The 12,521-nt window shown below is 51.7% G+C and carries 14 protein-coding genes; 8 read left to right on the top strand and 6 right to left on the bottom strand.

Annotated elements, in window-relative coordinates; translation table 11 throughout:
- Positions 1 to 2 precede the first annotated feature (2 nt).
- From rsmB to def, 3 genes are read right to left on the bottom strand one after another with little or no spacing between them, the layout of a single operon-like run.
- On the bottom strand, positions 3 to 1,301 hold the full coding sequence (rsmB, locus tag N512_RS0115550; protein ID WP_037475262.1) for a 16S rRNA (cytosine(967)-C(5))-methyltransferase RsmB: 1,299 nt from the start codon (positions 1,299 to 1,301) through the stop codon (positions 3 to 5).
- A complete protein-coding gene (gene fmt, locus N512_RS0115545) occupies positions 1,298 to 2,251 on the bottom strand; it encodes a methionyl-tRNA formyltransferase (protein WP_028780922.1) in 954 nt (317 codons plus the stop codon). The genes rsmB and fmt overlap by 4 nt, the downstream gene beginning before the upstream one ends.
- 27 nt (positions 2,252 to 2,278) lie before the next feature.
- Entirely contained in the window at positions 2,279 to 2,788 is a 510-nt protein-coding gene (gene def / locus N512_RS0115540) for a peptide deformylase (RefSeq protein WP_025011820.1), read from the bottom strand.
- 126 nt (positions 2,789 to 2,914) lie between these two features.
- On the opposite strand from def, the gene N512_RS0115535 reads away from it, so the two are divergent.
- From N512_RS0115535 to N512_RS0115525, 3 genes are all read left to right on the top strand, one after another.
- Positions 2,915 to 4,015 carry a LysM peptidoglycan-binding domain-containing protein gene (locus N512_RS0115535; RefSeq protein ID WP_025889800.1) on the top strand — a complete coding sequence of 367 codons (1,101 nt, stop codon included), beginning with the start codon at positions 2,915 to 2,917 and terminating at the stop codon, positions 4,013 to 4,015.
- 83 nt (positions 4,016 to 4,098) lie between these two features.
- Positions 4,099 to 5,115 carry a DNA-processing protein DprA gene (dprA, locus tag N512_RS0115530; RefSeq protein WP_028780921.1) on the top strand — a complete coding sequence of 339 codons (1,017 nt, stop codon included), beginning with the start codon at positions 4,099 to 4,101 and terminating at the stop codon, positions 5,113 to 5,115.
- Between the two features lie 2 nt (positions 5,116 to 5,117).
- The gene (locus tag N512_RS0115525; protein WP_025889803.1) at positions 5,118 to 5,594 is read left to right on the top strand and encodes a DUF494 family protein; all 477 of its coding nucleotides are present in this window, start codon (positions 5,118 to 5,120) and stop codon (positions 5,592 to 5,594) included.
- Positions 5,595 to 5,799: 205 nt separating this feature from the next.
- Here the strand turns inward: N512_RS0115525 and N512_RS0115520 are convergent, their stop codons facing one another.
- The gene (locus N512_RS0115520) at positions 5,800 to 7,557 is read right to left on the bottom strand and encodes a collagenase (protein WP_028780920.1); all 1,758 of its coding nucleotides are present in this window, start codon (positions 7,555 to 7,557) and stop codon (positions 5,800 to 5,802) included.
- Between the two features lie 162 nt (positions 7,558 to 7,719).
- On the opposite strand from N512_RS0115520, the gene N512_RS0115515 reads away from it, so the two are divergent.
- The 3 genes from N512_RS0115515 to hemF all read left to right on the top strand — a co-directional run bounded on the left by N512_RS0115515 (position 7,720) and on the right by hemF (position 9,869).
- Complete coding sequence (locus tag N512_RS0115515) at positions 7,720 to 8,283, top strand: DNA topoisomerase family protein (protein ID WP_025889805.1); 564 nt, start codon at positions 7,720 to 7,722, stop codon at positions 8,281 to 8,283.
- 82 nt (positions 8,284 to 8,365) lie between these two features.
- Positions 8,366 to 8,929 carry an L-threonylcarbamoyladenylate synthase gene (locus N512_RS0115510; protein ID WP_028780919.1) on the top strand — a complete coding sequence of 188 codons (564 nt, stop codon included), beginning with the start codon at positions 8,366 to 8,368 and terminating at the stop codon, positions 8,927 to 8,929.
- Between the two features lie 25 nt (positions 8,930 to 8,954).
- On the top strand, positions 8,955 to 9,869 hold the full coding sequence (gene hemF, locus N512_RS0115505) for an oxygen-dependent coproporphyrinogen oxidase (RefSeq protein ID WP_028780918.1): 915 nt from the start codon (positions 8,955 to 8,957) through the stop codon (positions 9,867 to 9,869).
- Between the two features lie 33 nt (positions 9,870 to 9,902).
- On the opposite strand, the gene N512_RS0115500 is transcribed toward hemF, so the two are convergent.
- Positions 9,903 to 10,334: a group II truncated hemoglobin gene (locus tag N512_RS0115500; protein WP_025011814.1), complete on the bottom strand. Its 432-nt coding sequence runs from the start codon at positions 10,332 to 10,334 to the stop codon at positions 9,903 to 9,905.
- 125 nt (positions 10,335 to 10,459) lie between these two features.
- Here N512_RS0115500 and aroE point away from each other — a divergent pair, with 125 nt between their 5' ends.
- Both aroE and N512_RS0115490 read left to right on the top strand, forming a co-directional pair.
- Positions 10,460 to 11,281 (top strand): shikimate dehydrogenase, encoded by an 822-nt coding sequence (gene aroE / locus N512_RS0115495; RefSeq protein WP_028780917.1) that lies wholly within the window; start codon positions 10,460 to 10,462, stop codon positions 11,279 to 11,281.
- Positions 11,278 to 11,541 (top strand): DUF1488 domain-containing protein, encoded by a 264-nt coding sequence (locus N512_RS0115490; RefSeq protein WP_028780916.1) that lies wholly within the window; start codon positions 11,278 to 11,280, stop codon positions 11,539 to 11,541. Before aroE ends, N512_RS0115490 begins: the two co-directional genes overlap by 4 nt.
- Here N512_RS0115490 and N512_RS0115485 read toward each other — a convergent pair.
- Positions 11,538 to 12,089: a gamma carbonic anhydrase family protein gene (locus N512_RS0115485; RefSeq protein ID WP_028780915.1), complete on the bottom strand. Its 552-nt coding sequence runs from the start codon at positions 12,087 to 12,089 to the stop codon at positions 11,538 to 11,540. The genes N512_RS0115490 and N512_RS0115485 overlap by 4 nt on opposite strands.
- Positions 12,090 to 12,521: the final 432 nt, after the last annotated feature.

Genomic DNA, 12,521 nt, shown 5'->3' with positions numbered 1-12,521 from the left:
TCTTATCCCTGAAGTTTCGACTTAACGATTCGCGCGTAATAAAACCCGTCCATATTGTCCTGTCCGGGCAAGATTTGCCAGCCTATCGCATCTGGCTGGTCTGCCTGAGTGATAGCTTCCAGCCGGGCATCCGGCGTACGCTCCAGGAAGGCGACAACTTGATCGCGGTTTTCCTGTGGCAGGATAGAGCAGGTGGCGTATAACAGTACACCGCCTGGCTTCAACCACTGCCAGCAGTGATCCAATATCTGTTGCTGCACCTTGGCCAACTCCTCAATATCCTGTGGCTTACGCAGCCACATGATATCCGGATGGCGCCGAATAACGCCGGTAGCCGAGCAGGGGGCATCCAGTAATATGCGATCAAACTTGCCACCCTGCCACCACGAAGCAATATTTGCGGCATCGCCGTGCACCAACTTGGCATTCAGTTGCAACCTTTGCAGGTTCTCGGCAACTCTCTGCAGCCGTTTGTTGTCGTTGTCGACCGCCACCAGTTCTATGTCCGGACACAGCTCCAGCAGATGGCAACTCTTGCCTCCCGGAGCGGCGCAGGCATCGAGAATGGTTTCGCCCGCTTGAGGTGCCAGCAGGGCGGCGGCCCATTGAGCAGCACCATCCTGCACAGACACTGAGCCTTCGCTAAAGCCGGGCAGAGTGGTGACATCGCAGGCTTGCTCGAGCAATATACTGTCTTCCCCCTGACCTGGAGTGGCGACAATTTCGGCGTCAGTCAAGAGTTGCAGATATTGCTCACGACTTTGGGATAAACGGTTGTTGCGCAGCCACAGGGGCGGTCGCTGGTGACTCTGCTGCACCACCTGCTGCCAGTTTTCCGGATAGGCAGCACCGAGCGCCTTGAGGATCCAGTTGGGCGTATTGTGTTCCAGCACAGGGTTATCTGTGGCCAGTGGACTATTGTCTCGCTGGATATTGCGTAAAACGCCGTTGACTACCTTGACCAGGTTTTCAAACTTCAGCTGACGACAGGCTTCGGCAGTTTCCGAAATGGCTGCATGGGCCGGTATCCGGGTGAAATACAATTGGTAACAACCCACAAGAAGCAGCTGGTGGACGATACGCTGTTTCCCTTTGAACTGTTTACTGAGGCAGTCGCTGACTCTCTTGTCCAGTTGTGGCAGGGTGCGCATTACGCCGTAGCAAAGTTCGGCCAAAAGCGCCTTGTCTTTGCCGCTGTGAAGCTGCTGCTGTTGTTCGGGCAGGGCAACCGAGAGGGACATGCCCCGTTCCAGTACCTGAAAGATGGCCTTGGCGGCAAGGGCTCTGAGATTCTGCCTCATGATGCTTGAGCCAAATTCTTACCGGGCTGGAACCATTCGCCCCTGGCGTTGAGAATATCGGCGATATCCAGCGGTTTTTTCCCTGGCAGTTGCGCCTTTTTCAACACTAGTAAGCCATCGGCAGTGGCAATGGCTAATCCTCGCTTGTCGGCGCGCACCACTGTGCCCGGCTCAAACTGCTCGGCTGACTCTTCCACTTCGGCCTGCCAGACCTTGATATTTTGTCCCTGGCATTCAAAGTGGCTCACCGGCCATGGGTTAAAGGCGCGGATCTCCTGCCACAGATTACGGGCAGCCTTATGCCAGTCGATACGGGCTTCCTCTTTACTGAGCTTTTCGGCGTAGTTGGCCAGTGATTCATCCTGCGGCTCGGCGGTGAGTTTGCCTTCGGCCAGACCTTGCAGAGCTTGGATTAGTGCCACAGGTCCCTGTTGGGCCAGTTTTTCATACAGGGTTGCTGAAGTGTCGTCATCGGCTATCGGCAGCGAGGTCTTGAGCAGCATGTCTCCGGTATCCAAACCGACATCCATCTGCATTATGGTGACCCCGGTTTCTTTGTCCCCGGCCCACAATGCTCTTTGGATAGGCGCCGCACCGCGCCAGCGCGGCAGAATAGAGCCGTGAACATTGATGCATCCCAGGCGGGGAGCCTGCAACACTGCCAATGGCAGGATCAGGCCATAGGCGACCACCACCATGATATCGGCTCCAAGAGCTGCCAGCTCCTGCTGGGTTTCTTCGTGGCGCAGCGACTTGGGTTGATAGACGGGAATATCGTGTTCCAACGCCAGCGCCTTGACAGGGCTTGGGGTTAGCTTGTGGCCTCGTCCGGCGGGCTTGTCCACTCGGGTATAGACGGCAATGACTTGATGCTCTGAGTCCAGCAGCGCCTGCAGGTGGCGCGCTGCAAAGTCCGGAGTACCGGCAAAAATGATCTTCAGTGGTTTCAAAATAGATCCTAATTATTCGGGATTAATTCAGGCTTTAGCTTCTTGACGTGCCGCTTTTTCCAGCTTTTGTCTGATCCGCTGACGTTTCAGTGGTGACAGATAATCAACGAAAAGCTTGCCCTTTAGATGATCCATCTCGTGCTGAATACAGATGGCAAATAAACCGTCTGCTTCAATAGTAAATTCATTGCCATCACGGTCGAGCGCCGTCACGGTAATAAATTCGGCTCTATCCACCTTGGCATAAATACCGGGTACAGACAGACAACCCTCTTCATTACAGAAGTCGCCACTTGCGCTGATAATTTGGGGGTTGATAAAGACTTTTGGACGTTCGACATCGTCCTGCAAGTCCATCACAATCAATTGTTTATGAAAATCGACTTGAGTTGCAGCCAGACCAATACCCTTTTCTTCGTACATGGTCTCGAACATATTATCGATTTGCGTCTGCAGTGCAGAATCAAATTCTGTCACGGGCTGGGCAATCGTGCGTAATCTCTCGTCTGGGAATCGTAATACTTTTAACAGGGCCATAGATAAACTCTTAACAAGTCTGTCAAATCCGTGCCAGTTGGTTATACTGACTTGTGCTATTGCGTTAATTTTAATCCTTAGCGGCTATCAATAACAGCAAAAGCTCTCACTAATGAGCCAGACAACATGGAAGCCCCCATGAAACGGTTAATTTTACTCGCGTTACTGACATTTAATTGCGCCTTCGTTGCAGCTGATACCCTGACATTAAAACCCGGTCATCCTGATACTTATGTGGTCAAGAAAGGCGATACCCTTTGGGATATATCGGCATTGTTCCTCAAAGACCCATGGCGTTGGCCCAAACTCTGGGGCGCCAATCCCCAGATAGCCAATCCACACCTTATTTATCCCGGTGATCGATTAACACTGGTGTTTATCGACGGTGAACCCAGGCTGGTCAATAAACCTCATGTTCGCAAGAGCCCGGCCGGAAGGGTTCAACCCAAAGGCGGTGCCATTCCCGCGGTCGATTTGGCCTTGATTCAACCCTACCTGGTGCAGAACCGGGTGGTCGACCCAGAGTGGTTCAAGGAACAACCTATGGTGCTGGGGGGAGAAAGAGATTCCCGTCACCATGTGATGGACGACATCATCTATATCCAGGCCAATCTGCCACAAGGCGATAAGGTCGGGATGTATCAGCCCGGGCGCGAATTTACCAATAAGGAAACCGGTGAGTTGCTGGGGCAGGAAGTGATCCTCAGTGCCAGCGGCCGAGTGGTGGAGTCGGGTGAGGTTTCCAAGGTGAAGCTGCTCAATAATTTCCGCGAAACCAAAGCCGGTTTCAGAGTGTTGGCGATAGAAGACGACTCCTTGTTGTCTGCCTACTTTATTCCCAAGGCCAGCGATACCGAGGGCGCCAAGGTGTTGGCATCTGAACGTAAAATTCGCGCCATGGGGAAACTGGATGTGTTTTATCTGGATCGGGGCAGCCGTGAAGGCGTAGAGCCCGGCGATGTGTTCTCTATCTACAAAGACGGTGCCGAAGTGGTGATCAACGGCGATGGTATCCCGGTGCCGCCGACCGAACGCTCTGCTTACGACAACCTGATGGCCAAGATGGGCTCAGACAATGCCGTCAAACTGCCCGACCTCTATCGCGGTCAGGTAATGGTGTTCAAGGTATTCGACAAGACAGCTCTCGGGCTCATCATGGTGAACGAGAGCCCTGTCAGGGTTGATGACCTTTTGGTCAAGCCTGACATATTACTGAAAGGTGAATGACGCATAATAGTCTGGTTGATTGGCTGGTTGTCGCTGCGGTATCTGGACTGGGACCCCTCCGGATAAGACAATTGCTCTTGCACATGGATGTGACTGAGTTGAGACAGAGGCTGGAACATGAACCCCAGTCTTTGCCAATAAACCAGACACAGCTCCAACGCTTGGAGTTGGCTCCTGAAAAAGTTGACCAAGCCTTGCAATGGCAGCAGGGTGCAGAGGGCAGATATCTAATCTGCCCCGACGATCCCTTTTACCCGCCATTGTTGAAACATATCCCAGATTTTCCTCCGATTTTGTTCGTCAAAGGACAGGTTGAAACCCTGCTGCAACCCGCGCTGGCCATGGTCGGCAGCCGCGATGCCAGCCGCGCCGGTTTGTCGCTCGCCTGGCAGTGGGGCGCCGAACTGGATGCCTTGAACATCAGCGTATGCAGTGGTATGGCTGCCGGCATAGATGGCGCTGCTCACCGGGGAGCCTTATCGTCAACCGGCAAGACTATCGCAGTACTGGGAACCGGAATTGACGAAATTTACCCTCGAAGGCATAGAGCCCTTTATGATGATATTCAAGTACATGGCGCTGTTATTAGTGAACTTTGGCCTTCTGTCGGTGTATTTTCCGGGAATTTCCCCAAACGAAACCGTATAATCAGCGGCCTTGCAATGGGAACCTTGGTGGTAGAAGCTCGTCGGCGCAGTGGTTCACTGATCAGCGCTCGTTTGGCGGCAGAACAAGGCAGAGAAGTCTTTGCGGTTCCGGGTTCCGTTATGGGCGATGAACACCAGGGATGCCACGATTTAATTCGCAATGGGGCAAAACTTGTGGAGTCTGTGGCCGATATAGTGGAAGAGTTGGCGCCTTTATGTAGCTGCCACCTTGAAGACTTGCACAAGAGTCACCATATAAAACCAAGTGATAACTCTGAGTTGCCATTTAAAACGCTGTTAGCTAGTGTAGATTATGAGACCACACCTTTGGATGTTGTGGTTGAGCATAGTGGAATAACGTTGGATCTGGTGTTGGAACAATTGCTTGAACTTGAGTTGCAAGGTTGGGTTGCCGCAGTACCCGGTGGTTACGTTAGACTTAAGAGGAAATAGCCATGTTTGATATCCTCATGTATCTGTTTGAAAACTATGTTCATAGTGAAGTTGAAATGTTGGTCGACGAAGATGAGTTGACCAAAGAACTCACCCGTGCCGGTTTCCATCAGTCCGAAATCATCAAGGCGCTTTCCTGGCTTGAGCGGTTGGCCGAACTGCAGGAGAGTGATACTCCCTACCTTAGAGGGCATACTCAACATTCCTTCCGCATCTACACCAAAGATGAAATGGAGAAACTGGACGTCGAGTGCCGTGGTTTCCTGTTGTTCCTGGAGCAGATTCGGGTGCTGAATGTGCAAACCCGGGAGATGGTTATCGATAGGGTGATGGAATTGGACGAGCCAGCCATGGTGTTGGAAGACCTCAAGTGGGTGATTCTGATGGTATTGTTCAATGCTCCCGGTAATGAGTCTGCCTATGAGCAGATGGAAGATCTTATCTTCGAGCAACCCGAAGAAGGTCGATTACACTCCTGATCTGTTTTAGCTATGCCGCAGCAGCTTAATTTCCGGATTTAGCTGCCCGGTTTGGCTTTCATTAAGCGACCCTTTTTATTTCTACCATTCCGCAACTAAGCCGGTTTTTGTTCATATTCTTATGTTTTGGCAATACAGGCGCCAGACTTGCCGGCACCTTCCCAAACTCTTTCTTATCTGAATCAAGCATCCGATTACGACATTGTCAGTAGTGTTGATGACGGCCGCTGCTGCTCAAGTGTGCCGGCTGCAGGTAGTCACGATAGCTGTACCTATTGAGCTTGCGTATTGATGGGGCAGTATCCGCGTCATTGTTTTTGGCTGTTTGGGCCAGTTGTTGCAGCCATTGCTGGAAAGCTGGCTCCTTTGATGTTAAGGCCGTCAATTCCTGCTCATAACCGGCAAAATAATCCATTTTCAGGGCTTGGCTCAGGCGAACGAGCGCCTGAGGTTCTTGCTCTGCCAGGAAGCGGATAGCCAAGTAGCTCCAGCGGTAAGTACGATCTTGGCCGTCCTGGTACTCGGTGGCAAAAATACTCGCCAAGTCCAAAGCCTTTTTCTGTTCCAGGGTTTCAGTGGCCAAATCAATAGCCTTAGGATTAGTTTCTCCCTTGGAGATATATTCCGCCAAGCCTTCGGCCCACCACACCATTTTGCCTGGAAAATGGCCAAAGCCACCATATTTGACGAAACGTCCGTCCAGATAGTGGACGTACTCATGGTTCAGGTTCCAAATGGCGAACTCGGGAGCGATCCAGAATTGGCGAAAGGCAAAGAAGCTGGCTTGGTTGCCAGGTTGCTGTGGTGTACCTTCTATATACATGCCGCCGTTGTCTGTACCTATATCAAACAGCAACTGCCCATAGGCGTTGTACTGGCTCCAGTTTTTGAAAGCTACAACTTGCAGCGCCTGGTTGTGATCGTTGGTTGTAGGTTGTTGCTCTGTTTTGAGCAAAGAGTGGAAATGGCTTTCCTGGGACGTTAGTCGCTGGCAGCTCTCGGTAAATTCAGCGGTGCTGAGATCCTGGGCGACGATAAATAGAGACTCTGAACATTCATGTCTTTGCGGTAGTACAGAGAGTAAGTCCGGTATGCGGCAAAGCTGAGTCTTCTCTTGGCAACTCAGTTGACCACCAAAGTGGTTTACATGGTATCCCAAGGTGTAGCTGTCTTTACCCGCATCACCTCTGATGGCAATATCTTTGAGTGCCAGGACTTCGAGCTGTGTATCCAGAGCCAGTTGTTCTGGAGTCGGGGCATCGTCAGCTTGTTTGCCTTTGCTGGGGGTCAGTGCCAGGCGATACATGGCCAGGGCCCAATATGCGTTTTCCCGCTCCCATGGTGATCTGTCGCCAGCTACAAAACCCAAAAGATCTGCGTCGAGGCGCTGTTGCAACAGCAGCTTATTCAACTGGCCATTTAGCCGCTGTCGGCTCTGATTAAGTAGAAATCCATAGGCTCGAATTGTCTCCCATAATGCATAGTCTCTGGCTTCACTGGCAGTTTGTTTACCCAATCGAGACAGCTGGCGGGCGAGCCTCGGCAGTAGTGGTGCAAGTTTTCCGGCTTGCTCGTCGCTGGTGAAATAGAGATAGAGGGTTACGGCAAACTGCTCATCCATAGAAAAGTTTGCCTGTTGCGGCAACCTTGCCAACGCGTCGGCTATGGCCTGAAAATCTGTGTCGGTCAATTTATCGAAGGGACCGAAATAACTGTATCCCCTCAAATAGAACAGCCCTTGCTGCCACTGCGTCATATCAGTTGTGTTTTGTAGTGACGCGAGCACATGCTGCAATTGCACTGGGTTATAGAGGGCATCCGAGTGTTGCAGTAATTGTTCATGGGAAGCTGTCGCTATGGCGGGGGACAGATTTGTGGTCTGTGTGTGGCCGGCGCAGGCGCTGATCATTAGCGTCATCAGTATGGAAGCGAGAGATTTTCCTGGAGTTGTGAGCAGAGGCATAGAGAACGTCCTTTTTGTTATTTTGGATACAATATATCTTTATCCGCGCTGAGATCCCAGCCCCATTTGTCTTTGCTGTTTGATGACTCCAGTTGCAGGCTCCCTTTATCCGTGTGGCGCTGGTAAAATGTTCGCCTAACTCTTTTAACAGCGAGATGTGTCGTGGCCAAGATAGACCAGCAGTTGTTCAATGCTCGGGCGCACGCGCTCGAAAAAGAATATGAACTTTGTCCCAAGTGCGGCAGTGAGCTCTCCGTGCGCCACAGTAAGCATGGTGGCTTCATTGGCTGTAATAATTATCCAGCGTGCGATTACACCCGGCCTTTGGTGCAGCACGAATCCATCGACTCTCAGCCTATTCCAGGCTCCGAGTGTCCCCAGTGTGGCCACGAGTTAGCGGTCAAGTCGGGGCGCTTTGGTATTTTTATTGGTTGTACCCAGTATCCACAATGCACTCATATCGAGCGACACGATCAACAGGAAGAGGCTGAAAAAGTGCCTTGTCCTCAGTGTAATAGCGGAGTGCTTGAGCATAGGACCAGCAAGTTCGGCAAGAGCTTCTATGCTTGCAGCAACTACCCCAAGTGCAAGTTTCTGGTGAATTTTCCTCCTCGGGCAGAGGCTTGTCCTGAATGCGGTTTCGGTATTCTGGTAGAACGTAAGGGCGCTGCAGGCGACAGACTGGAATGTCCCCGTAAGGAATGTAAGTACAAGCGAACTCTGTGATCCGGCTCAATATGTGACTATAATCACCTCCGCTGTCGCCGAGGGCGCTCAGCCGTCTTTGTCTCTATAAAAGGTACTCTCAATGCTGCACTTGCTCGCCGCCAGGAGTAAGCAACTGCTTCTGGATGGAGGGGTCATAGCGTATCCCACCGAAGCTGTTTATGGTTTGGGATGCGATCCCGATAATGAAGCCGCCGTTTCCCGAATTCTCGACATCAAACTGCGCCCCTGGCACAAGGGGCTTATCATGGTCGCCAGTGACTATCGGCAGTTGCAACCCTATCTGGACGAGTCTCAACTGAGTGATGAGCAACTGCAGCAGGCTTTTGCCAAATGGCCCGGACCTTTTACCTTTGTCATGCCGGTGCGTCAGGGAATGAGCCAACTGCTTTGTGGCCATTTTGACTCTATAGCTGTCAGGGTGTCGGCCCATCCGGTTGTCAGGGAGTTGTGTGATACCTTGGGTAAGCCGCTGGTATCCACCAGTGCCAATTTGGCGGGTGAGCCGCCGGCACTGACTGTGAATGATATTGAAACAACTTTTGCCGGGCAGATAGATGCCCTTATCGAAGGGGAGTTGGGGCAGCAGCGCCAGCCTTCCACCATCATAGATATTCGCAGCGGCCAGATCCTGCGTAATGGCTAATAATTCCAAGCAAGAAGGAGCGAGCATGACGGCACCTGATTCCCACCAGGTAAAAGCATTCTTGATGCAACTGCAACAACAGATTTGTGAAAGACTGGAACGACTGGACGGCAAAGCTGAGTTTGCTACCGATTCCTGGAAACGGGCCGAGGGCGGTGGCGGGATCAGTAAGGTACTTAACGGCGGAGGTGTGTTTGAACAGGCCGGGGTGAACTTCTCCCATGTAGAAGGCGCAGCCATGCCGGCCTCGGCTACGGCACACAGGCCTGAGCTGGCCGGACGAAGCTTTGAAGCTATGGGGGTTTCACTGGTTATCCACCCGCTTAATCCCTATATCCCAACCACCCATGCCAATGTGCGCTTCTTTATCGCCCGTAAAGAAGGTGCCGATCCCGTCTGGTGGTTTGGTGGTGGCTTCGACCTGACCCCCTATTACCCTTTCCTCGAGGATGTGCGCGAATGGCATCAGCAAGCCAAAGCGATTTGTGAGCCCTTCGGCGAAGCGGTTTATCCCGAGTACAAAAAATGGTGCGATGAGTATTTCTTCCTGCCACACAGAAACGAAACCCGCGGTGTCGGCGGCCTTTTCTTCGATGACCTCAATGAAGGTGGCTTTGAGCACTGCTTTGCTTTCATGCAAGCTGTCGGGAAAGGCTTCTTACCCGCCTATGCCCCCATTGTTGAGCGGCGTAAGGATACCGAATATGGCGAGCGTGAGCGCGAGTTCCAACTGTATCGCCGAGGTCGCTATGTAGAGTTCAACCTGGTCTATGACAGAGGAACGCTGTTTGGGCTGCAAACCGGCGGCCGAACCGAGTCAATACTCATGTCGATGCCGCCCTTGGTTCGCTGGCAATACGCCTATGAACCTGAAGCCCGCTCTGCCGAAGCCAAGCTATACAGTGACTTTTTGCACCCCAGGGATTGGCTCACCGAATAGTTAGTGAGCGTAACCAATAAGCCTTTCTTTGGCTTATTGGTTACGCATATGGTCAGCTAACTGAGCGATAGCATTGAAAATCACCTTCCTGTGTTCAGGATCCTTCAGATTGGCCTCCAGCGAGGCCCTCATGCATAACAGCCACTGATCGCGCATTCTTTCATCAACGGCAAACGGCATGTGTCTGGCTCTCAGCGCCGGGTGGCCATATTTGGCTTGATACAGCTGAGGCCCTCCCAACCAACCGCTGAGAAATTCATATAGTTTCTGTTCCGATTGTGCCAGCGGAGCCTGATGTATGGACAGGAGTTCCTGAGTATCCGGCCGCGTTTGCATTTGCTGATAAAAGCTCTTGGCTATGGCGCGTATCGTCTCATCGCCACCAATCAGATCATAGGCGTTGGACTGGGTGGGGTCCCGCTCGGCCTCGGGTTTGCGATTGATAATTTTCTTTAGCCAGTTCATTTTCGTGTTGAATCTTGTTGTCGATTTTGGCGTCAGTATACACTGAAAGCCCCATAGGTCGGGAGTCTTGCCTGGCCTTGGGCCGCTGAGTAGACTGATATATCTTCCATTGCTCTGGAGCACAGATGACCGACAGCTATGCCGTCTTTGGCAATCCCATTCATCACAGTAAATCACCGGCTATCCATGCAGCTTTTGCCGCTCAGACCGGGCAACCCCTAAGCTATCAAGCGATTTTGGCACCAATTGATGACTTCAGCGGCAGTGTCACGGCTTTTTTTGCTGCAGGGGGGATGGGCGCCAATGTCACTGTGCCTTTCAAGGAACAAGCCTTTCAACTCTGTGATGAGTTGAGCCAGGAAGCCGAAACCGCCGCCGCAGTGAATACCCTGATTAAACTGGATGATGGCAGAATTCGGGGCGACAATACCGATGGCTACGGCTTGGTGGCCGATCTCAGTCGTTACCTGACGCTGCAAGATAAAAAGGTCTTGCTGCTCGGCGCTGGTGGGGCTGCCAGAGGTTGTCTGCTTTCTCTGCTGGCGGCCGGTGTCGGCCATATTGATATCTACAACAGAACATACAGTAAGGCCGAAGTGTTGGCGGCTATTGCGCCACAGCAATTGCAGGCGTTGAAGCGAAATGAACTCTATGAGGGTTATGATCTCATTATCAATTCCACCTCAGCCAGTTTGCATGGTGAGCTGCCGGATATTCCCGTAACCGTGGTTGCCAATCATAGCTATTGCTACGACATGATGTATTCGGCACATACAACCGCGTTCAATCGCTGGGCTGCCGAGCAAGGGGCGGCAAAAACCCTGGATGGCTTAGGAATGTTGGTGGGGCAGGCGGCTAGAAGTTTCTATTTATGGCGAGGTGTCATGCCCAAAGTTGAGCCTGTACTCGAGAGTCTGCGGCAAGAATTGAAAGGAGAGGCCTCATGAATCAGGGGATCATCTTCAGCGACTTGTGTCAGTGGCAAGCCGAATCAAACAGGCTCATGTTTATGGCCCAGCAGCAAGGGGTCAGTATTCCTTGCTATGTTGGTTTACAACGTATGCAGCAACTAAGTGGCAAGGTTTTTCTCGAAGAACAAGAGATCCTGAGCCTGTTTGAACAGTGGCGCTTCGACTTCGAAGATGAAGCCGAGGCGCTGATTGAGCAGGAGTGCTTCAATGGGGCCGGTGAGATAGAGTTACCTTAGTCAGTACTACTTTTCTCTGCCAGGTACTCATCTTTAAGGCGGACATAGTTGTCTGCCGATTGTGGCAGAAATTGGCGTTCGGCTTCGGTCAAGGGGCGAGCCTGCTTGGCCGGGCTGCCTATATAGAGAAAGCCACTCTTTAGCACCTTGCCGGGAGGCACCAACGAACCAGCACCCAAAATCACATCGTCTTCGATGATGACGCCATCTAAAATAATGGCTCCCATGCCAACCAATACACGATTACCTACCTTGCAACCATGAAGCATAGCTTTGTGCCCTATGGTGACATCATCGCCGATGAGCAGCGGGTGTCCCTCGGGATTGGCCACCGACTTACGGGTAACATGCAGGACAGTGCCATCCTGAACACTACTGCGTTTGCCTATGTGAATATGATTGACGTCACCCCGGGCAGCCACCATAGGCCAAACGCTGGCGTCCTCATCCAAAAAGATGTCACCTACCAGAACCGCAGCTTCATCAACATAGACGCCTTCGGCCAACTTTGGCTTGGTACCTTGGTAAGATCTGAGAGAATTGGCCATAAAAAGTCCTTATATGAATGGTTTTCGCCATTATAAAGATTAAAAAGTGGCAGGTCAGGACAAATTCTCGGCAAATGAGCCAAAAACAGCAGTTTTCTTATAAAAAGCCCTTGCACAAAAGATTTGGCTCCCTATAATGCGCTCCCACTGACACGGCACAGCGGCAACGCGAAAGACGTGACAGGGTCGAAGAAAAGAGGCTTTTGAGTCCTTTCAACGACAGGCGAAAAAAGATGGTAAATACCTCTTGACGCCGCAGCAGGAAAGCGTAGAATACGCAGCCCTGACCCGATGGCCACAGCGCCTAAGGGATTGCTCTTTAACAAGATAAACAAGCAAATCTGTGTGGACACTCACAGGCATTGAGAAATCGACAAAACGATTTAACTCGATGAAGAGTGTTCATACGAACAGAATTCATTGAGCAGAACC

Source organism: Shewanella sp. 38A_GOM-205m, from assembly GCF_000518445.1.
In the GTDB taxonomy this organism is placed as follows: Bacteria; Pseudomonadota; Gammaproteobacteria; order Enterobacterales; family Shewanellaceae; genus Shewanella; species Shewanella algae.
This window is presented reverse-complemented; position numbering and strand designations above follow the sequence as displayed.